This window comes from Streptacidiphilus sp. EB103A (assembly GCF_041261405.1).
Lineage (GTDB): Bacteria > Actinomycetota > Actinomycetes > Streptomycetales > Streptomycetaceae > Streptacidiphilus.
This window is the reverse complement of record NZ_JBGCAQ010000020.1, coordinates 138,019-157,318: the sequence shown is the minus strand read 5'-3', so window position 1 is coordinate 157,318 and position 19,300 is coordinate 138,019. Positions and strand designations below refer to the sequence as shown.

The 19,300-nt window shown below is 70.7% G+C and carries 13 protein-coding genes; 4 read left to right on the top strand and 9 right to left on the bottom strand.

The window, feature by feature from the left end:
* Positions 1-26: 26 nt before the first annotated feature.
* A complete protein-coding gene (locus ABH941_RS30415) occupies positions 27-395 on the bottom strand; it encodes a nuclear transport factor 2 family protein (RefSeq protein ID WP_370132782.1) in 369 nt (122 codons plus the stop codon).
* Positions 396-517: 122 nt separating this feature from the next.
* On the opposite strand from ABH941_RS30415, the gene ABH941_RS30410 reads away from it, so the two are divergent.
* A complete protein-coding gene (locus tag ABH941_RS30410) occupies positions 518-1,342 on the top strand; it encodes a MerR family transcriptional regulator (RefSeq protein WP_370132781.1) in 825 nt (274 codons plus the stop codon).
* A 22-nt stretch (positions 1,343-1,364) separates the two neighbouring features.
* On the opposite strand, the gene ABH941_RS30405 is transcribed toward ABH941_RS30410, so the two are convergent.
* The gene (locus ABH941_RS30405; RefSeq protein WP_370132780.1) at positions 1,365-2,813 is read right to left on the bottom strand and encodes an MFS transporter; all 1,449 of its coding nucleotides are present in this window, start codon (positions 2,811-2,813) and stop codon (positions 1,365-1,367) included.
* 204 nt (positions 2,814-3,017) lie between these two features.
* On the opposite strand from ABH941_RS30405, the gene ABH941_RS30400 reads away from it, so the two are divergent.
* Positions 3,018-3,917, top strand: coding sequence for a helix-turn-helix transcriptional regulator (locus ABH941_RS30400; protein WP_370132779.1), 900 nt, complete (start codon positions 3,018-3,020; stop codon positions 3,915-3,917).
* Positions 3,918-4,013: 96 nt separating this feature from the next.
* On the opposite strand, the gene ABH941_RS30395 is transcribed toward ABH941_RS30400, so the two are convergent.
* Positions 4,014-5,069: an LLM class flavin-dependent oxidoreductase gene (locus ABH941_RS30395; RefSeq protein WP_370132778.1), complete on the bottom strand. Its 1,056-nt coding sequence runs from the start codon at positions 5,067-5,069 to the stop codon at positions 4,014-4,016.
* Positions 5,070-5,353: 284 nt separating this feature from the next.
* Between ABH941_RS30395 and ABH941_RS30390 the strand changes: the two genes are divergently transcribed.
* Positions 5,354-7,564 (top strand): RICIN domain-containing protein, encoded by a 2,211-nt coding sequence (locus tag ABH941_RS30390; protein ID WP_370132777.1) that lies wholly within the window; start codon positions 5,354-5,356, stop codon positions 7,562-7,564.
* A 60-nt stretch (positions 7,565-7,624) separates the two neighbouring features.
* Here ABH941_RS30390 and ABH941_RS30385 read toward each other — a convergent pair whose 3' ends face one another.
* The 6 genes from ABH941_RS30385 to ABH941_RS30360 all read right to left on the bottom strand — a co-directional run bounded on the left by ABH941_RS30385 (position 7,625) and on the right by ABH941_RS30360 (position 17,552).
* On the bottom strand, positions 7,625-9,961 hold the full coding sequence (locus ABH941_RS30385) for a beta-glucosidase (protein WP_370132776.1): 2,337 nt from the start codon (positions 9,959-9,961) through the stop codon (positions 7,625-7,627).
* A gap of 139 nt (positions 9,962-10,100) precedes the next feature.
* Positions 10,101-10,922, bottom strand: coding sequence for a carbohydrate ABC transporter permease (locus ABH941_RS30380; RefSeq protein ID WP_370132775.1), 822 nt, complete (start codon positions 10,920-10,922; stop codon positions 10,101-10,103).
* Positions 10,919-11,806: a carbohydrate ABC transporter permease gene (locus ABH941_RS30375; protein ID WP_370132774.1), complete on the bottom strand. Its 888-nt coding sequence runs from the start codon at positions 11,804-11,806 to the stop codon at positions 10,919-10,921. Before ABH941_RS30375 ends, ABH941_RS30380 begins: the two co-directional genes overlap by 4 nt.
* A gap of 55 nt (positions 11,807-11,861) precedes the next feature.
* Positions 11,862-13,157, bottom strand: coding sequence for an ABC transporter substrate-binding protein (locus ABH941_RS30370; protein WP_370132773.1), 1,296 nt, complete (start codon positions 13,155-13,157; stop codon positions 11,862-11,864).
* Positions 13,158-13,442: 285 nt separating this feature from the next.
* Complete coding sequence (locus tag ABH941_RS30365; RefSeq protein WP_370132772.1) at positions 13,443-14,483, bottom strand: LacI family DNA-binding transcriptional regulator; 1,041 nt, start codon at positions 14,481-14,483, stop codon at positions 13,443-13,445.
* Between the two features lie 120 nt (positions 14,484-14,603).
* Positions 14,604-17,552 carry an aminotransferase gene (locus ABH941_RS30360; protein WP_370132771.1) on the bottom strand — a complete coding sequence of 983 codons (2,949 nt, stop codon included), beginning with the start codon at positions 17,550-17,552 and terminating at the stop codon, positions 14,604-14,606.
* A 179-nt stretch (positions 17,553-17,731) separates the two neighbouring features.
* Here ABH941_RS30360 and ABH941_RS30355 point away from each other — a divergent pair, with 179 nt between their 5' ends.
* Positions 17,732-19,297, top strand: coding sequence for an APC family permease (locus ABH941_RS30355; RefSeq protein ID WP_370132770.1), 1,566 nt, complete (start codon positions 17,732-17,734; stop codon positions 19,295-19,297).
* Positions 19,298-19,300 lie beyond the last annotated feature (3 nt).

The following is a 19,300-nucleotide window of genomic DNA, read 5'->3' as shown; positions in this document are numbered from 1 at the left end:
CGCTCCCTGCCTACCTGCGGCCCCGCTCAGTACGGGGAGGGCTGGGTGAAGATGACGGTCAGGCTGGTGATCCTGCCGTCGCGGATGGCGAAGTAGCTGGTCATGACCAGCACCTCGGGCAGGTTGGTCTTGTCGTAGTCGCCGTCGTACTCGGCGCGGACGATGATGTCGCCGTGGTGGTCGATGACCTCGCGCACCTCCATGGTGACGCGATCGCCGACGAACTCCTTGTCCATGAACCTGCGGATCGCGTCGGTGCCCCAGATCTCGCGCCGGTTGTCGTTGACGTACGCGTCGGGCGCGAAGGTCGCCACGATGCGTTCGGTGTCGAAGGCGTTGACCGCGGCGATGTGCTCGGCCACGACGGCGGGGAGGCCGGTTGTGGTGCTGGACATGGCTTGGATCCCTCTCTCTCGGTCGGTCTGCCATGGTCCAGGCTCACCGCTCCCGCGGTGTGAGGGTCAAGGCCGCGATGTCGCGTTGACCCTCACATGACTGGAGGGTTGATGATGAGCGGATGAGCCACGCGCTGACGATCGGTGACTTCTCCAAGGCGACGCACCTGAGCATTCGAACGCTCCGGCACTACCACCAGATCGGACTGCTGGAGCCGACCGACGTCGACCCGGACACCGGCTACCGCCGCTACGCGACCGAGCAGATCCCGGCAGCTCAGGTGATCCGCCGGTTCCGGGCCCTGGACATGCCGCTGGACGACATCCAGGCCGTGCTGTCCGCGCCCGACCTGCGGACCCGGGACCACCTCATCGCGGCCCACCTCGCCCGGATGGAGGCCGGCCTGGCCCGGACGCAGCAGGCCGTGGCGTCACTGCGCGACCTGCTGGAGCACCGGGCCGCACCGGCGGCGATCGGGCACCGCAGCGTGCGGGCGACGCCCGCCGCGGCGATCAGCGAGGACGTCGGCGTCACCGACGCCCTGCTGTGGTACCGGGGAGCGCTGGGGGAACTGCACGCCACGCTGACCGCCCAGGGCCTGCGCGCGGACGGCCCTGCCGGCGGGATGTTCGCCGACGAGCTGTTCGCCGACGAGTACGGCCGGTCGACCGTCTTCATCCCCTGCCACGGACGGCTCCGGCCGATGGGCCGCGTCACGCCGATGACGGTGCCCGCCGCCGAGCTGGCCACCATCACCCACCCGGGCCCGCACGACGACATCGACCGCGCGTACGGGACCCTCGCCGCTCACGTCGCCGAGCACGAACTGGCGCTCGACGGGCCACTGCGCGAGTACTACCTGGTCGGCCCGGACGACACCGCCGACGAGGGAGCCTGGCGGACCGAGATCGGCTGGCCCGTCTTCGCCACCGGGACCACCGGCTAGCACCCCGAGGCCGCCGCTCGGCCTACCGCGCCGCCGACCGGTCGCCGCGCAGGAACACGGCGCTGGTGAGGAGGCCGAGGAGCACGATGGCGGCGTTCACCGCGATTGCCGCCTTCAGACCGCCGAGCATGGCCGAGGCCCCGGTGCCGACCATGGCGGCGGTGGCGACGGCGCTCATGATCGGCGTGCCCATGGTGATGCCGACCTGCTGGGTCATGGTGGCGAGGCCGGTGGCCAGACCCTGTTCATGGTCGGCCAGCCCCGAGGTGGCGGTGACCATGAAGCTCACGATGACGAGCATGTTGCCGACACCGCCGATGAAGCTGGCGACCAGCATCAGCCACATCGAGGAGCGGTCCTGGCCGAGGCCGAGCAGGGCCGCGGTGAACACGGTCTGCAGGATGCCGCCCACGATCAGCGTCCGCTTGGTGCCGATCCTCCCGATGACCCTCGCGGCGGTGAAGCCGCCGGTGACCGTTCCCAGGCCGAGGACGCCGAAGGACAGGCCGGCCGTGAGCGGGGAGAAGCCGAGCACATCCTGCAGGTAGAGGGTCAGCGGGAAGACCAGGGAGGTCTCGGTGAGGAACGCGATCAGACCGGCGAGGTTGCCCCAGGCCACCGACCGCTTGCCGAGCACACTGAGCGGCACCAGCGGCGCGGACACCTTGCGCTCGACGGCGTAGAACACCGCCAGCAGCAGCGCGCCGGCCACCAGCGACAGCAGGGCGGTGGCCGAGCCCCAGCCGTTCTGGCCCGCCCGGGTGAGCCCGAAGACGACGGCCAGCAGGCCGAGCGTGACGCTGACGGCGCCGGGCAGGTCCAGCTCGGGACGCTCGTCGGGCCGGGACTCCTTGATCACCCTCGGGGCGATGATCAGCACGGTGAGCGCGACGGGCACATTGATGAAGAACGCCCACCGCCACGACAGCAGGTCGGTCAGCACGCCGCCGAGGACGGCGCCGGTGGTGAATCCGCTGGACATCAGCGCCCCGTTGAGGCCGAGCGCCTTCTGACGGAGCGGGCCCTCCGGGAACGAGGTCGTCATCAGCGACAGCGCGGCAGGGGTCACGGCCGCGGTGGCCAGCCCCTGGAGGACGCGGGCGGTGATCAGCATCGCCGGGTTCTGCGCCAGCCCGCCCACCAGCGAGGCCGCGCCCAGGACCACGAGGCCCCAGAGGAACAGCCGGCGCCGGCCGAACAGGTCCGCGACCCGGCCGAAGAGCAGGGTGAAACCCGCCGCGCACAGCGCGAACGAGGTGGCGATCCAGGTCAGATGCGCGATCGAGAAGCCCAGGTCCTTGCCGATCACCGGCAGTGCCACATTCAGGATGGCGAAGTCCACGGCAAGCATGAACTGCGTCGAGAGCAGCAGAACCAGCACCAGCCGAAGCCGTGGCGTCAGCGCTTCCGGTGCCGTGCCGACGGCGGTGCCGGGCGCGGTACCGGCCGCCTCCGTATCAGTGACAGACATGAAGTCGAGTCCCTTTCCTCATGGTTCGGGTCACCGAAAAGGCTCGTCGGCGTCCGGCCTCCCAGCCAGAGCCCTGCCTTGCACAGCCGGCGCGAGGGTAGTCACCACAGCACCACCCTTACGGCGTTCGGTCCCCGGGACCGGCGGGCATCATGGGAAGTCGGTGGTCACTTCCTGCCGCACTCCGCCGACCTGGAGGCATGCATGGACGCCCCGTCCGAGCTGGGAGACTTCCTCAAGTCGCGCCGTGCCGCGCTGCGCCCCGAGGACGTCGGCATCACCCCGCACCCGACCCGTCGCCGCGTCACCGGGCTGCGCCGTGAGGAGTTGGCGACGCTCGCCAGCGTCAGCATCACCCACTACACCCGCCTCGAACAGGGCCGCGCGACCCATGCCTCCGAGGGCCTGCTGGAGGCGATCGCGCGCACCCTGCGCCTCACCGACGACGAGACGGCCCACCTGAAGGACCTCGCCCGCCCGGCTGCAGCGTCACACCGCGTCGCACCGCACCGGGTGGCGCACGCCAGCGCCTCGGCCCGGCAGCTGCTGGCGGCCATGACCGACGTACCGGCCGTCGTCATGGACCGGCGCGGCGACGTCCTTGCCTGGAACCGACTGGGCCACGCGCTGCTCGCCGGACATCTGCCGCCCGAGGGCCCCGGTACGCCCGCCACCCGCCCCAACCTGACCCGAATGCTGTTCCTGGACCAGCAGTACCGGGCGTTGTACACCGACTGGCACGACCAGGCCCAACTCGCCGTGGCCTCCCTGCGCCTGGTCGCCGGCCGCCACCCCGACGACCGCTCCCTGGCCGAGCTCATCGGTCAACTCGCCATGAACTGCGACGAGTTCGCCTCTCTCTGGGCCCGGCACCCGGTGCGCACCTGCACGTCAGGGGTGAAGCAACTGCGTCACCCGCTGGTCGGTGCAATGGAACTCAGCTTCGAGAATCTGGTCATCCCCGGCACCTCGGGCCAGCGCCTGATCGCCTACACGTCCGAGCCCGGCTCGCCGTCGGAGGCGGCACTACGGCTCCTGGGCAGCGCGACGGACTGTCCGACCGCCTCCGGCGCCGCCTGCGCCGCCGGTCGACCTCCACGGTGAAGACGTCGGGGCGGCTGTAGTGGCCGGTCGGGGGGCGACGACGACTACACCGAGCACATCGCGGCCGAACACCGCGAACTCGCACGCGCCCTGCGCTCAGGTGACGCCGACCGTGTCCTGCCCCTGTTCGCCGAGCACCGGAACCACGCCTTCGACGTCCTCACGGCGGGTTACGCCGCCGACAGTGAAGGCGGGCAGCACCTCGTGCTCGAAGAGGCGCAGGCTCGACCAGGCCAGCTCCATCGGCATCCCTCCGCACAGCGGGTGGAACTGGACGAACGGTGAGGACGACGCCTGCTGCTCGGCCACGAACTGAGCGGGCGTCAGCACCTGGTACTGGCCGGTGACCCGCAGCGCCGCACCGTCGGCGACGGTTCGGTAGGGTGCGGCCACGTCGGCCCGGGCCTGCCAGGCGCCGTAGGCGTTGGTCTCGTGCAGGAAGTACGGCGCCATCTGCTCCCACCCCTTCTCGGGGTCCTCGGCGAGCGCCACCACACGGTTCCCGCCGACCGGGCTGGGGCCGGGGTCGGGGCGGCCGAGCCGCTGGACCTCGTCCCGGTAGAACTCCCACACCTCGGGCACCGAGGGGACGAACCCGTCGGCGATGCGGGCGGCCCGCCGCGCGGCCGGCTCGCTGCTTCCGCCCAGCAGCACGCTCGGCCCGCCGGGGCGGAACGGCGCCGGCGTCAGGTGCACGGTGCGGCCCCGGTAGGCGAACGGCTCCCCGGTGAAGGCCGCCTTCAGGGTGTGCACCGCCTCGGTCACCCGCCTGCCCCGCTCACGCATCGGGACGTCGAAGAGGGCGAACTCCTCGTCCACATAGCCGCCCGCGGCGATCAGGTCGACCCGGCCCCGGCTCAGGTTGTCGAGCACGATCAGGTCCTCGGCCAGCCGCAGCGGGTCGTGGAACGGGGCGATCAGCGCGGCTATGAGGAAGCGGACGTCGCTGGTGCGGGCGGCCATCGCCGCGAGCATCGGGATCGGGCTGGGCAGGTATCCGTCCGGGGAGCCGTGGTGCTCGGAGACGGTGATCCTGGTGCAGCCGAGCCGGTCGGCCCAGGCGGCCATGTCGAGGGCCGCCGCATAGCGGTCGGCCATGGTGGTGCCGGACATGTCCGGATTGCGGAAGTCGAAGCGCAGGGCGAACTTCATGGCCCCAGGCTACCCAGTCGTGTTCTCAAAATCGAGAGGACGATTCTCGCCGAGGCCCCGCAGGTCCGGCGAGCCCCGTCCCCCGTTGCCGCTGCGTCAACAGCCGGTGACGGGCGGATTTCGAAAGCCTTTCGGCAACGCAGCGGTGACATGGCGGCGAAGCGCCACAATACTGTCTGCATCCGGCTCACGCCTCATTCGGCGCAATTCGCATCCCCCCGTGCGGTGGCACTGGCGAATGGGTCGCGAAATGGATTTCCATTCGGCCGCACAGAGGAACTGAAATGATCCATCGATTGGTACGGAGGGCTGTCGCGGCTGCGACGGCCTTCTGTGTCGGAGCGGTATTCGCCGTCGCCTCCGCGACGAGCGCGGCGGCGTATCAGCCGAGCTCGTCCAACCTGTACGTGGCGACCAATTCCGCCTCGTGCAACAAGAGTCCGTGCGTTCTCTACCCGAAGGCGGCCCAGCTTCCGAGCGGCCGGCTCGTGGCCGCGTTCGAGGACAGCGAGAGCGCTCCGGTGGGGCAGACGATACCCATCCACGCGAGCGACGACAATGGCACGACCTGGACGAAGCTGTCCGATGTCAAAGCGCCCGCCTACCTTTCCAGCGACTCCAAGTACGCGGCATACACCAGCAATTGGACGAACCCTTATCTCTATGTGCTGCCGCAGGCGGTCGGTTCGCTGAGCGCGGGCACGCTGATGCTCGCGAGCATCGTCTCGGGTGACGACCAGTACTACGAGGAGCAGAAGGCCGCCAACTCGTCCTGGACCCCGTCCGGTGACGGTGACCGCCAGAACGTGGCACTCGCGCTGTACTCCAGCACCGACAACGGCGTGACCTGGAGCATCGACAACATCATCGCGGCCGGCGGATGGCAGGGCGGCAGCGCCGGAAACCTCGGCCGGGTCTCGACCGCCAACACCTACGCCCAGGCGGACGCCGTCTGGGAGCCGTATCTGATGGCCCACAACGGCCAGTTGATCGCCTACTACTCCGACGAGAACGACTACACCGGCTACGACACCACCACCGGGGCTCCGACGCTCGACTCGGCCAATGCCACGGCGACGGATTCGGGCGGCCAGGTGCTGATGCACCGGACCTGGGACGGCGTCAGCGCCGACTCCTGGAGCTCGCCGGTCGTCGACGTGCCGGGCAGCACCGTGACCATGAGCAGCAGCAAGACCGAGATCGGCGGCGGCCGTCCGGGCATGGAGACGATCGTCCCCACCACCGACGGCAAGTGGCTGCTGACCTACGAGTACTGGGGCGGCGGGACCAACGTCCGCTACCGGATCTCCAGCGACCCGCTGAAGTTCTTCTCGGCCACCGACGCCGCGATCACCTCGCTGCCGGTGCCCTCGGGCGGAAACACGCTGGCGACCGGCGGCAGCCCGGTACTTGAGGCCATGCCGGACGGACGCATCGTCTACAACGCGGCCGGCAGCGGCAGCGTCTGGGTGAACGAGTCCGGTCTGAGCACCGGCACCTGGAAGCAGTACCAGACGCCGATGGCCGCCGGTTACAGCCGGGCCCTCCAGTACGTCCAGGGAACAGGACGGATCCTCATCCTGCAGGCCGCCTGGAGCGGCGGCAGCGTCGGACCCGTGCACTACGCCGAGGTCGACCTCGGCCGGTCCGACGGCACCTACGACACCCTGGTCAACCGGCTGACGGGGCAGGTCCTCAGCCCCACCTCCGGGAAGACCCAGGACGCCAACCTCACCGGGAACGTCCCCGACCTGATCACGCGGGCGGCGGACTCCACCGACGCCTCGCAGCGCTGGCATCTGACGGCCAAGGGCAGCAGCGTGACCCTGCTCAACAAGGCGGGCGGTCGCGCCGCCGCGATCTGGACCGGCAGCGCGACCGCGGGTCAGCAGCTCGCCCAGTGGGTCGACGACGGGGCCACCGACAAGCAGTGGAACATGGTGCTCCAGAGCGACGGGTACTACAAGATCCAGTCGGTTCTCAACACCTCGATGTACATGACGGGCGCGACCGCCGGCGGCGCCGTCACCCTGGGAACGCTGATCGACACCTCCAGCAACGCTGCGGCGGGCTACTCGCAGGAGTGGCAGGTGGTCGCGGACGCCTCGACCGTCGGTGTGGCCTCCACTCTGGTCGGCAGCGCCTCCGGCCGCTGCCTCGACGTGCCGAACGGCGCGCTGGGTGTGCAGGTGCAGCTCTACGACTGCTCCGGGAACGCCAACCAGGAGATCACGCCGACCGCCGCCGGCGAGCTGCGGGTCTCCGGCAGCTGCCTCGCCGCGAACGGTGACGGCACCACCGCGGGCACCAAGCTCATCCTCTGGACCTGCAACGGCAAGAGCAGCCAGCAGTGGTCGTTCCGGCTGAACGGGTCCATCGCCAACCGCTCCAACGGTCTGGTGATCGACGTCACCGGTGCGGCGACGGCCAACGGATCGCCGGTGGAACTGTGGACCGGTCTCGGCACCACCAACCAGACCTGGAGCCGCGGCTAGTCACAACGGAAGAAGCCCCAGGCCGGTGAACCGGCCTGGGGCTTCTTGCTGTGCTGGGGTTCAGTCCTGATCCACCGTCACCGGGGCGCTCAGCGTCCGGGTGTGGTCGACGATGCGGGTGTCGCCCTCCAGGGTGACCAGGACGGTGGTCCCGGGGTCCCCGGCTGACTGGGCGAGACGCAGCAGCACCCGTCCGGGCTCCACCCGCCGCTGCAGGTCCTGACCGGTGAAGCTGGTCAGGTCCGCGTGGACCCCGAACCGCACCGTGCGGTTCTGGCCGGCCTCCAGGTCGACGCGGGTGAAGCCGATCAGCTGCCGGACCGGGCGGGTGACGGTGGCGACCAGGTCGGTGAGGTAGAGCTGGGGCACCGCGGTGCCGGCCCGGTCGCCGGTGTTGGTCACCGTGGCGGTCACCGTCACCGAGCCGTCCACGGCGATGACGCTCTCGGAGGCCTGGACGTCGCCGATGGTGAAGCCGGTGTAGGACAGCCCGTGCCCGAAGGGGAAGGCGGGGGTGGGGTCGATGTTGCTCACGCCGTCGCTCTTCAGCGCGAGCGCGACCGCCAGGTAGGTGCCCGGCTGGCCGGCGAGGTCGCCGGGGATCTGGACCGGCAGGCGCCCGGACGGGTTGACCCGTCCGGAGAGCACGCCGGCGATGGCCGCCGCGCCCTCCTGCCCGGGGAAGAACGCCTGCAGGGTCGCGTCCGCCGCCGCGGCGTGACGGCCGACGGCGTAGGGGCGGCCGGAGACGACCACCAGCACGGCCCGGTCGGCGGCGGCCAGCACGGCCTGCGCCAGGTCGTCCTGCACACCGGGGAGTTGCAGCGACGAGACATCGCAGCCCTCGCCCGAGGTCCCGTGGCCGAACAGGCCGGAACGGTCGCCCACCACGAGCAGCGTCAGGTCCGCGCCCGTGGCTGCGGCCACCGCCGCTTCGATGCCGCTGCGATCCTCGCCGGTGATCTGACAGCCGGTCACATACTCGACCGTCGCCTGCGGGAACTCCCGCCGGACCGCGTCGAGCACGGTCGGCGCCTGGACGCCGAGGGGGAGGTCGGGGTGGTGCGGCAGTACGTGGTTGGGGAAGGAGTAGCAGCCGAAGAGGCACTGGGCGTCGTCGGCGGCGGGCCCGACGACCGCGATGGTCCGCGGGCCGGCCAGCGGGGCCAGCGGCAGCAGGTCCGCGCCGTTGTCGAGCAGCACCACCGACTCCTCCGCCATCCGGCGGGCGATGTCCCGGTTGCCGGGCGAGTCGAAGTCCGCGGGCGCGGTGTACTGCGCGGGGTGCCAGTCGCTGTCGAGCAGGCCGAGTTCGGCCTTCTGGGTCAGCACCCGCAGCACGGCCCGGTCCAGGAGTTCGACCGGGACTCTGCCGTCCTCCACCGCCGCGCGCAGTGGATCGCCGTAGCCGGAGGTGTGCGGCAGTTCCACGTCGAGGCCCGCCCGCAGCGCGAGGTGGGCCGCGTCGGGTATGCCGTCGGCGAGGTGGTGCATGGAGGCGAGGAAGGCGACCGACCAGTAGTCGGAGACCACCGTCCCGGTGAAGCCCCAGGTGTCCCGCAGCAGCCCGGTGAGCAGCCGCTCGTCGGCGGCGCACGGGACGCCGTCGACGTCGTTGTAGGCGTTCATCACCGAGCCGACGCGGCCGTGCAGCACGGCCTTCTCGAACGGGGGCAGGATGACGTCGGCGAACTCGCGGGGACCGAGGGCGGCCGGTGCGTGGTTGCGTGCGGCCCGGGAGGTGGAGTAGCCGGCGAAGTGCTTCAGGGTGGCCACGACACCGGCCGACTGCAGGCCCTGGACATAGGCGAGACCGAGCTCGGAGACCAGGTAGGGGTCCTCGCCGAGGGTCTCCTCGACCCGTCCCCAGCGGTAGTCGCGCACCACGTCGAGGACGGGGGACAGGCCCTGGTGGACGCCGACGGCCGCCATGTCCGTGCCGATGGCGCGGGCCATCGCCCGGACCAGGTCGGGGTTCCAGGTGGCGGCCCAGGCGAGCGCGGTCGGGTAGACGGTGGCCTGCCAGGTGGTGAACCCGGTCAGGCACTCCTCGTGGGCGACGGCCGGGATGCCGAACCGGTTGGCGGCCACCACCTGGGCCTGCAGCTCCGCGAGACGTTCGCGGCCGGCCTGGGGGGTGACCGGGCCGGTGCCGAAGACCCGGGTCAGCTGCCCGAGGCCGTCGACGACGGCCTCCTCGAAGGTTTCGGCGTCCTGGAAGGTCTCCTGCATCGGGGCGACGTCGCCGCCGTCGTCGTGCCCCGGCCAGGAGCTGCCGAGCTGGCGGGCCTTCTCGGAAATGGTCATGGAGTCGAGCAGGGCCTTGGCGCGGACGGACGCCGGAAGGCCGGTGTCGTTCCAGGGCCCGGTCGCGGGGCGTTCATCACTGGTCGTCAAGACAGGTCCGTTTCTCTGCGCGCACGCCAAAGGCGGCCCGCGCGGGCAAGTAGAGGGCAGTGCAGGCAAGGGGCGGGGCGGGCAAGGGGCGGGCAGGGGCGTTACGTGCTGAAGGGCCGGGGGACTCCCCGGCCCGTCATCACTTGCCGCCGGCTCCCATGAGTCCCGCCACCAGGGCCCTGCGGGCGAAGAGGTAGACGAGGAGGATCGGGATCGCGGACATCAGTACCGCGGCGAGCAGGGCCGGGATGTTGGCCCCGTACTCGGAGACGAAGTTGTAAAGCCCGAGGGTGACCAGCTTGTTGGAGTCGGACTGCGTCATGATCAGCGGGAAGAGGAAGCCGTTCCAGGCCTGCAGGGCGGCGAACACCGAGGCGCTCGCGATGCTGGAACGCGACAGCGGGACCACCAGGTCCCGCAGGATCCGGGCGGGTGTGGCGCCGTCCAGCGTCATGGCCTCGTAGAGCTCGACCGAGATCTCCCGCATCCCGCCGCTGATCACCAGCACGCTGACCGGCAGCGAGAAGGCCGCAGTGGGCAGGATGACGCCCCACAAGCTGTCGTAGAAGCCCAGGCGGTTGATGATCAGGAAGAGCGGGATGATCACCGCCTGGGCCGGGATCGCCAGCCCCAGCAGGAACAGCCGGAACACGCCTCTGGTCAGCCAGCTGGTCCCGCGGACCACGGCGTAGCTGATGGGCACCGCGAACAGCAGCACGATGGCGACGGTGGCGGCCGCGACCAGGATGGTGTTCCACAGGTAGCGCAGGAAGCCGCTGTCCACCACGGTGGCGAAGTTCCCGAAGGTGATGCCGGAGAAGGGGAGGGACAGCGGCCCCCGGTCGCTGTACGCGGACTGCGACATGAACGCGGAGTTCACCAGCGCGTAGATCGGGGTGCCGATGATCAGCAGCCAGGCGAACGCGGCGATGCCGGCCAGGTAGTTCGGGCGGCTTCTCACATTCCCTCCAGGGTGCTGGTCATCTTGTCGTAGCCGCTGAGCTTCACCATGACGAAGGAGGCGCCGGTGGCGAGCAGCAGCAGGAAGCTGGCGATCACGCTGGCGTATCCGTAGTCGTAGGTCCGGAAAGCGGTCTGGTACATCGCGAAGGGCAGGATCGACGTGTCCGTGCCGGGCCCTCCGTCGGTGAGCAGCAGCACGATGTCGAACGCGGTGAGCCCGCCGACGACCATGAAGATGGTCGAGGTCACGATGGTGTTGCGGAGCTGCGGGAGGGTGATGGAGAAGAACTGCCGCACCCTTCCCGCGCCGTCGATCGCCGCCGCCTGGTACAGGGTCTCCGGGACGGTACGGGCGGCGCCCTGGTAGAGCAGGGTGTGGAAGGGGATGAACTGCCAGCTGGTGACCAGGACCAGGCAGGCGACGGCGCCGCTCTGGCTGCCGAGCAGGTCGGTGCTGCCGATGAGGCCGGACAGCTTGGCCGGGATGCCGAAGTTCGGGTCCAGCAGCTGCCGCCACATGACGGCGGTGGCCGCCGTGGAGAACAGCAGCGGCACGAAGAAGACCGCGGACAGCACGGCCCGGTTGCGTTGCCGGCCGGCCGACCAGACCCCCAGCAGGATGCTGATCGGCGCCTGCACCAGGATGTTGCCCACCAGCAGGACCGCGGTGACGACGGTGTCCGTCCACATCTGGCCGTCGCCGAGGAACCGGGACCAGTTGTTCAGCCCGGTGAACTGCGGAGAGCTGAGACCGTCCCAGCTGGTGAGGGACAGGTAGACGACCCCCACCATCGGCACCAGCGCGAAGAGGGCGAAGAAGACCAGCCCGGGAACCGCCCAGGCCGCGCCCGGCCGCGCCTGAGTGGCGGCGGCCGGACGCACCTCACGGCTCCGATGTCGCGGGGTACTCGTTACGGAGACCACGTGCCTTGCCTTTCTAGTGCTTGATCGCCAGCACGCCGCTGACGAACTGCGCGGGCGAGCTCTGCCCGTTGAACAGCTTCTGGATCTCGGTGAGCAGCGGCGTGCCCAGGGTCAGGCCGAGCGCCTGGTCCCAGGACTGCGTGAAGGCGGGGGCGTTGCGCACCAGGTCGTACTGGAACAGGGCGTACGAGGGGTCGGGCGCCTTGCCGAGCAGGCTCGCGGCGTTCGAGGTGACCGGCACCTCGCCCTTCTCGACCAGACCCTGGACGTAGCTGTCGCTGTAGGTGGTCTTGAGGAAGGCCGCCGCGGTCTCGGCGGGAGCGGAGGTGGTCACCGAGAGGTAGTTGGTGGGGTTGCCGACCACGTCGCTCGGGTTGCCCTGGCCGCCGTCGACGGATGGGAAGGCCACGTAGCCCAGACCGGACTTGGCGAAGGTCGGGTCGGCGCCCTGCTGGACGGCGTACTCCCACGACCCCATCAGGACCATGGCGGCCTTGCCCTTGTCCAGCAGGGTCGAGGTGCCGCCGGCGCCGTAGCTGACCGAGCCGAAGCTGCTGCCGAAGGCGCCGGTGTCCACCAGTTCCTTGACCATCTGGGCGGTCTTGAGGATCGCCGGGTCGTTCCACTGGGTCCAGTCGCCGGCCGCGATCTTCTTGAAGAGGTCGGGCCCGGCCAGGCGGTCGACCAGGTACTCGATCCACATCAGCTCGGTCCACGAGTCGGTGGCGGTGCCCGCGACGGTGAAGGGGGTGATGCCCTTGGCCTTGAACACCTTGACCAGGTTGGTCAGGTCGACCCAGGTCTTGGGCGGCTGCACACCGGCGTCGGTGAAGACCTTCTTGTTGTAGAAGAGGAACACCGGCTGGGTGCCGCGGCTCGGGACCCCGACCAGCTTGCCGTCGACCGTGCCTGCCTGCAGCGCTGCGGGCAGGAAGTGGGACTTGAGCGAGTCGTCCAGGGTGACCAGCTTGCCGGCCTTGACGTAGTCGTTGAGGCTGCCGCCGCCCCAGTTGAAGAAGATGTTGGGCATCGACGAGGAGCCCATCGCGGTGCGGAGCTTGTCCTTGTACCCGGCGGTCGCGATGACGTTCATGGTGACCTTGCCGGGGCCGGTGGCGTTGTAGGCGTCGACCGCGGACTGGCTGACCGAGTTGGTCGGGTCCTGCAGCATCCACAGCGAGGCGTTGCCCCCGGCGGACTTGGCCGTGCCCGAGGACGACGATCCGCAGCCCGCCGCGGTGACCACGAGCGCGGCGCTGACAGCGAGGGTGACGCAGGCCCGCTTTCTGGATGCGGTGATGTTCTTCATTGAACGCCTTCTTTCAACTCTGAAAGGTGCCCCGTCGGGGTTCGCTGTCACCCGGCGGGCGGTGGGACGACCTGGTGCGCGCTCGGTGGGGAGCGGCGGGTTGTCACGTTAAGCGCCGGGATTCGGGGGCGGCAATGAAACGGACATCCTTGGTTTCGAAAGAGTTTCGAGAATTGGGCGGTTGGATGTCGGCCATGCACGCACTCGGCATGCGGTGGGTACGACCGAATGACCCCGTGTGACGGCTTAAATCGAAAGACTTTCGGAAGCCTTCCGTTACTTCCGCTACTTCCGGGCCAGGTGGCGGGGGGCCGCGGTGGACGTCCGCAGCACCAGTTCGGTGGCCAGCTCGACCCGCAGCGACGCCGGGGGCCGGCCCTCGGCGAGTTGCAGCAGCACCCGGGTCGCCTCGTGCCCCAGCTCCTCGAACGGCTGCCGCACCGCGCTCAGCGGCGGGCAGGCCATGGCGGCCACCAGGGTGTCGTCGAAGGACATCACCGCCAGATCCCGGGGGACGCTCAGCCCGTACTGCCGGGCCGCCTCCAGGACCCCCAGCGCCTGGGCGTCACTGGCCGCGAAGAAGGCCGTGGGCGGCTCTGCGGAGGCCATCACCTGCAGGCTGGCGACCAGTGCCTCGTCGAAGTCGAAGTCGGTGGAGCGGACGATGGCGGGGTCGTAGGCGATCCCCGCCTCCTCCAGCGCGGCCCGGTAGCCGTGCAGCCGCGCCGCCCCGGCCAGCGAGTGCGACCGGCCCGCGACCATGCCGATCCGGGTGTGCCCGAGCCCCAGCAGGTGCTGCACCGCGTCCCTGGCGCCGCTCCAGTTGGTCACCCCGATGCTCGGGATGTCCAGCGAGGGCGAGCTGAGCGGGTCGATCAGCACCACCGGGAGCTGCTGGGCCACGATGCGGCGCTGGTCCTCCTCGGTCAGCATCGAGATGACGATGATCATCCCGGCCGCGTGCAGCGCCACGCACTCCTCCAGCCACTGGGAGATGGAGCGCCTGCTGGTGGTCCCGGTCACCACGTCCACGCCGAGCGCGCCCGCCGCGTCCACGATCCCCCGGACCACCTCCAGGGTGAACGGCCCCGACAGGTCCCGGAAGACGGCGACTATCTGGCGCGGGGCCGAGGGGTCCTGCTCCCAGACCCGGACGTAGCCGTACCGCCCGAGCAGTTCCTCGACCCGGGCCCGCGTCGACGCGGCGACGTCGCGCCGCCGGTGCACCACCTTGGAGACCGTGCTGAGCGAGACCTCCGCCTCGGCGGCGATGGTGGTCAGCAGACCGTACTGCGCGTCCACGTGCGCCCTGTCCTGAGCTGTCATTCGACGCCGTCCCACTCGCCGGCACTGCTGCGCCTGGTTCTGCGTTCCGCGTGGGAACCTCGCCGCAAGCTAACCGGCGCGGGGCTGCCGGGCAACCCTCCGGGCCTGGTCACCTGCTGCTCACCTGCTGCTCAGGTCGGCCAGGGCCCGGTCCAGGGCGGCGGTGAAGAAGTCGGCGGCCGCGGCGTCCAGGCACAGCGGCGGCTTGATCTTCAGGATGTTGAGGTGGTCCCCGGTCGGCTGGACCACCACGCCCAGGTCCAGCATCCGCTCGCAGAGCTCGGCGGTCTCCTCGGTGGCCGGCTCCAGCGTGTCGCGGTCGCGCACCAGCTCCAGGCCCAGGTAGAGGCCCGACCCGTGGACGGCCCCGACCAGCCGGTGCCGCTCGCCGAGTGCCTGGAGCCCGGCCTTCAGCCGGCCGCCGGTGCGCACGGCGTTGCCCTGCAGGTCCTCGTCGCGCAGGGCGTCGAGCACGGTGAGACCGGCCACGCTGGAGACCGGGCTGCCCCCGGTGGAGGAGAAGAAGTAGCCCTGCTCACGGTAGCGTTCGGCGATCTCCCGGGAGGTGATCACGGCGCCCAGCGGGTGGCCGTTGCCCATCGCCTTGGCCACGCAGACGATGTCGGGGACGACGCCCTGCTGCTGGAATCCCCAGAACCAGTGGCCCAACCGGCCGTAGCCGACCTGGATCTCGTCCGCGACCGCCAGGCCGCCGTGGCGCCGCACCGCGGCGTAGAGCTGTTCCAGGTAGCCGTCGGGGAGGGCGACCCCGCCCGCGTTGCCGTAGTAGGACTCGGCGACGAAGGCGCCGGGAGCCCGGCCCGAGGCGGCCAGCTCGTCGACCACCCGTACCGCGTCCGGCGCGTAGCGGTGCGCGTCGGCGCCGCGGTGGCGGCCCCGGTAGGAGTTGGGCGAGTCCACCATGTGCACCCAGTCCGGCCTGGTGGTCAGGGCGTTGGGGTTGTCCTGCAGCGAGGTGGAGACCGCGTCGGAGGCGTAGGTCCAGCCGTGGTACGCCTCGCGCAGGGCGACCACGTCGTGCTGCCCGGTCGCGCCGATCGCCAGCCGTAGGCCCAGGTCCACCGCCTCGGAGCCGGAGTTGACCAGGAAGACGGTGTCCAGCGGCTCGGGCAGCAGCGCGGCCAGCCGCTCGGTGAACTCGACCACGGCGGCGTAGTGGAAGCGGCTGTTGGTGTTCAGCCTCCGCAGCTGCCGGGCGACGGCCTGCTCAAGGCCCGGATGGGCGTGCCCGAGCGGGGTGACGTTGTTGACGATGTCCAGGTACGACCGGCCGTCCTCGGAGACCAGATGGTGCCGCCAGCCGCGCTCGATGCGCGGGGGGTTGTCGTAGTAGTGCCCCTGCACGGCGGCGAAGGAGGCGGCCCGGCGGGCCAGCAGGTCCGGCTCCGGGGACGGACCGGCCGGTTCCAGGCCGAGCAGCGGGGAGGGGTCGGCGGTCAGCGCCAGCCAGCCGGCCGCGTACTCGGGACGGACCAGGGCGGGGATCTCCGGCGCCGCAGGCTGCCGCAGCGAGAGGTGGATCCGGCGGGCGGCCGGCAGCGCGAGCAGGGCGTCGCCGGCCCGCAGCCGGGTGCCGGGGGCCGTCTTAGGTGCCGCGCCCTCGTCCCCGGCCCAGGTGAGGGTCAGCTCGTACGGGCCGCCGCTGAGCACGGTGCGGCCCGGGGTGGGGCGGTGCAGCTCGCCGTCCCAGGGGGCTCGAAGCGTCGTCGGGGCGGCGGTCCACAGGTCGATCCCGGTGGCGACGGTCGCCGGCGACGCCATGGCGAGGGCCGGTGCGGCGGTGAGGCGAGGCGCGGCGTAGCCGGTGGCCACGGCGGGGCTGCCCCGGTCCAGCAACTCCCCGGCGAGCCGGTCCTCCACCCCGGCCTCCAGCCAGGCGCCCCGGTCCATCGCGTCGGCGCCGCTGGACAGGTCGAGCACGGCGGGGGCGGTTGCCAGCAGCGGTACCTCCGGTACGGCGACCGCTCGCTGACGGTCCGACAGGCCGAGGGCGTCGGCGAGCAGACCGGTCATCACCGGCGTCGGCACCGAGACGGCCGACTCGAAGATCCGCCACTCGCGGTCGAGCCCGTCCTGGACGTAGTCGTTGTCCCCGTCCAGCGCGGCCTGGTGCCGGCCGCTGACGACCAGGGTCGCCCCGCGCAGCACCACCAGCGGCCACAGCGCCGCCACCTCCTCGGCGGAGAGCGGACGGGCCCGGTGGAAGGCCAGCACGGCCCGCAGCACCCGGTACGGCTCCAGGCCGCGGTGGTGCAGCAGCGAGGAGAGGCAGATCGCCAGCTCGTTGACGGCCCAGCTGGTGGTCAGGTCGCCGAAGTCGATGATCCCGTCGGGGTGGGGGAGCGGGCTGTCCTCGGCCCGGACCAGATTGTCGTCGGTCAGGTCCAGATGGACCGCCTGCAGCGGCAGCCGGTCGCTCACCTCGGTCAGCCGGGCCCAGGCGTCGGCGCCGGCCGCGCGGACCTGTTCCTGTTCTTCCGCGTCGGAGACGTGCCCCGCGAGCAGGCCGATGACCCGGTCGGCGTAGCGCAGGTCCCACTGCAGCGTGCGGTCCAGGCCGGGGTGGCGGAAGTCGCGCAGGGCCGCGCTGACCCGGCCGGCGATGGAGCCCATCGCCGCGACGGTGCGCGGGGAGAGGTGGCGGCCCCCGTTGAGGGTGCCGCCGCCGAGGTGCCGCAGCAGCCGCGCGATGACCGGCCCCTCGCCGACGTCCACGGTGGCGGTGCGCGCCGCACCGTCGGGGTCGCGGAGCACGGTGGCGGTCCGCAGGTCGGGGCAGGCGGCAGCGATGAGCTCGGCGGCGGTGTCCTGGGCGTCGATCTCGGTCGCGTTGAACGCCGGGTTGGCGATCTTCAGGATGACCGGGGTGGAGCCGTCGTCCGGCCGCAGCAGGAAGGTGGCGTCCTGCTGGCTGCCGAGGGACTGCGCGCGGGCGGGCAGCCCGAAGGCGTCGGTGGCGATCCGCTCGGCCTGCGCCGGGCTCACCTTCGGGGCCGGCAGGGCCTCCCGGGCGAAGAAGTCGATGTTGGCCGGCTGGGGGCTGGTCATGGAGTGGGTGTCCTCGACAGGGGGAGGTGGGGCAGAGGCGGCTGACGGCCAGGGTAGCGAGCCCGGGGATGCCCGATTCGGGAGTGTTTCACGTGAATGTAACCGCGGCGACCCCAAAACCAATGGTCCAGCTCTGAACCATTGGATCGGCAACAACCCCCGACCGCTGAGGACGCTCCATGGCGACAACCGACCAGACCGGCTCATCGCCGGTCGCCACCATCACCCCCGACGCCCCTGCCGCCGAGCACAAGAAGCTCAAGGGCGGCGTCCTAGGGATGTCCGGCGTCGTATTCACTGTGCTGGCCACGGCCGCTCCGATCACCGCGATGACCGGAAACGTGCCGATCGCCATCGGATACGGCAGCGGAACCGGCACCCCGGCCGGCTTCATCTTCGCCACCGCGGTTCTGGTGATCTTCACCATCGGCTATTCCGCGATGGCCCGGCACATCACCGCGACCGGCGCGTTCTACGGGTTCATCACCCGTGGACTCGGCCGGGTCGCCGGGCTGGCCAGCGGCCTGATGGCGACTCTCGCCTACGTGGTCTTCGAGGCGTCGCTGATCGGCATCTTCGCCTCGTTCTTCAAGACGGATGTGGAGAACTTCGGCGGCCCGCACCTGAGCTGGATCGTCTACGGGCTCGTCGGCATAGCCCTGATCGCCGGGCTCGGGTACTTCGACATCTCACTCTCCGGCAAGGTCCTCGCGATCTTCCTCGTCGCCGAGGTGCTGATCCTGCTGCTGATGGGCGGCGGGGTGCTGTTCCACGGCGGTGGCCCGGACGGGCTGGTGGCCGGAGCGCTCAACCCCGGCAAGGCGTTCACCGCGGTGGCCGGCGGCAGCTCGGCGATCGGACTGTTCTTCGCCTTCTGGTCCTGGGTCGGGTTCGAGACCACGGCGGTGTACGGCGAGGAGTCGCGCAACCCCACCAAGATCATCCCTCGGGCCACGCTGATCGTGGTGGTCGCGCTGGGCCTGCTCTACACCTTCATCTCCTGGATGACCATCGCCGGCAACGGCGTGCACCAGTCGGTCGCCATCGCCCAGGGCTCCACCGGCAACCCGTTCGACCTGTTCTTCGGAGTGACCCAGAAGTTCGTCGGCACCTGGGCCAAGGACCTGTACCTGATCCTGACCGTGACCGGCTCCTTCGCCTGCGCGCTGGCCTTCCACAACTCGGCCTCCCGCTACCTGTACGCGCTCGGCCGCGAGGGACTGCACAAGGCGGTCGCGCCGCTGGGCCGGACCCACGACAAGCACAAGTCCCCGCATGTGGCGTCGATCGTGCAGAGCGTGATCACCCTCGTCATCACGCTGTACTTCTTCCTGTTCCAGGCTCCGTCCAAGGCGGCCCCGGACGTGGCGTACTACTACCAGTTCGGCCTGCTGGCGATCATGGGCACGATGGCGATCCTGATCGTGCAGGCGATCTGCTCGATCTCGGTGGTGTGGTACTTCCACGTCGGCAAGCGGCACCCGGAGACCAGGACCTGGTGGCGCACGCTGGTCGCACCGCTGGCCGGCGCGGCGGGCATGGGGTACGTGGTGTACCTGCTCTTCACCCACCTCAGCTTCGCCGCCGGCGCGGCCTCCGACAGCCCGGTCTACACGATCACTCCGTACCTGGTCATCGGCATCGGCGTGGTCGGCGCGATCATCGCGCTGGTGCTGCGGGCCACTGACCGGGGCCGCTACGAGCTGATCGGCAGCACCGTCCTCGCCGAGTCCCACGAGCGCTGAACC

What these genes read in the sequence shown, in the direction of transcription:
- ABH941_RS30365 (WP_370132772.1), bottom strand. Translation starts at nt 14,483, where the DNA reads ATGACAGCTCAGGACAGGGCGCACGTGGACGCGCAGTACGGTCTGCTG.
- ABH941_RS30390 (WP_370132777.1), top strand. Translation starts at nt 5,354, where the DNA reads ATGATCCATCGATTGGTACGGAGGGCTGTCGCGGCTGCGACGGCCTTC.
- ABH941_RS30415 (WP_370132782.1), bottom strand. Translation starts at nt 395, where the DNA reads ATGTCCAGCACCACAACCGGCCTCCCCGCCGTCGTGGCCGAGCACATC.
- ABH941_RS30400 (WP_370132779.1), top strand. Translation starts at nt 3,018, where the DNA reads ATGGACGCCCCGTCCGAGCTGGGAGACTTCCTCAAGTCGCGCCGTGCC.
- ABH941_RS30405 (WP_370132780.1), bottom strand. Translation starts at nt 2,813, where the DNA reads ATGTCTGTCACTGATACGGAGGCGGCCGGTACCGCGCCCGGCACCGCC.
- ABH941_RS30410 (WP_370132781.1), top strand. Translation starts at nt 518, where the DNA reads ATGAGCCACGCGCTGACGATCGGTGACTTCTCCAAGGCGACGCACCTG.
- ABH941_RS30355 (WP_370132770.1), top strand. Translation starts at nt 17,732, where the DNA reads ATGGCGACAACCGACCAGACCGGCTCATCGCCGGTCGCCACCATCACC.
- ABH941_RS30395 (WP_370132778.1), bottom strand. Translation starts at nt 5,069, where the DNA reads ATGAAGTTCGCCCTGCGCTTCGACTTCCGCAATCCGGACATGTCCGGC.
- ABH941_RS30360 (WP_370132771.1), bottom strand. Translation starts at nt 17,552, where the DNA reads ATGACCAGCCCCCAGCCGGCCAACATCGACTTCTTCGCCCGGGAGGCC.
- ABH941_RS30370 (WP_370132773.1), bottom strand. Translation starts at nt 13,157, where the DNA reads ATGAAGAACATCACCGCATCCAGAAAGCGGGCCTGCGTCACCCTCGCT.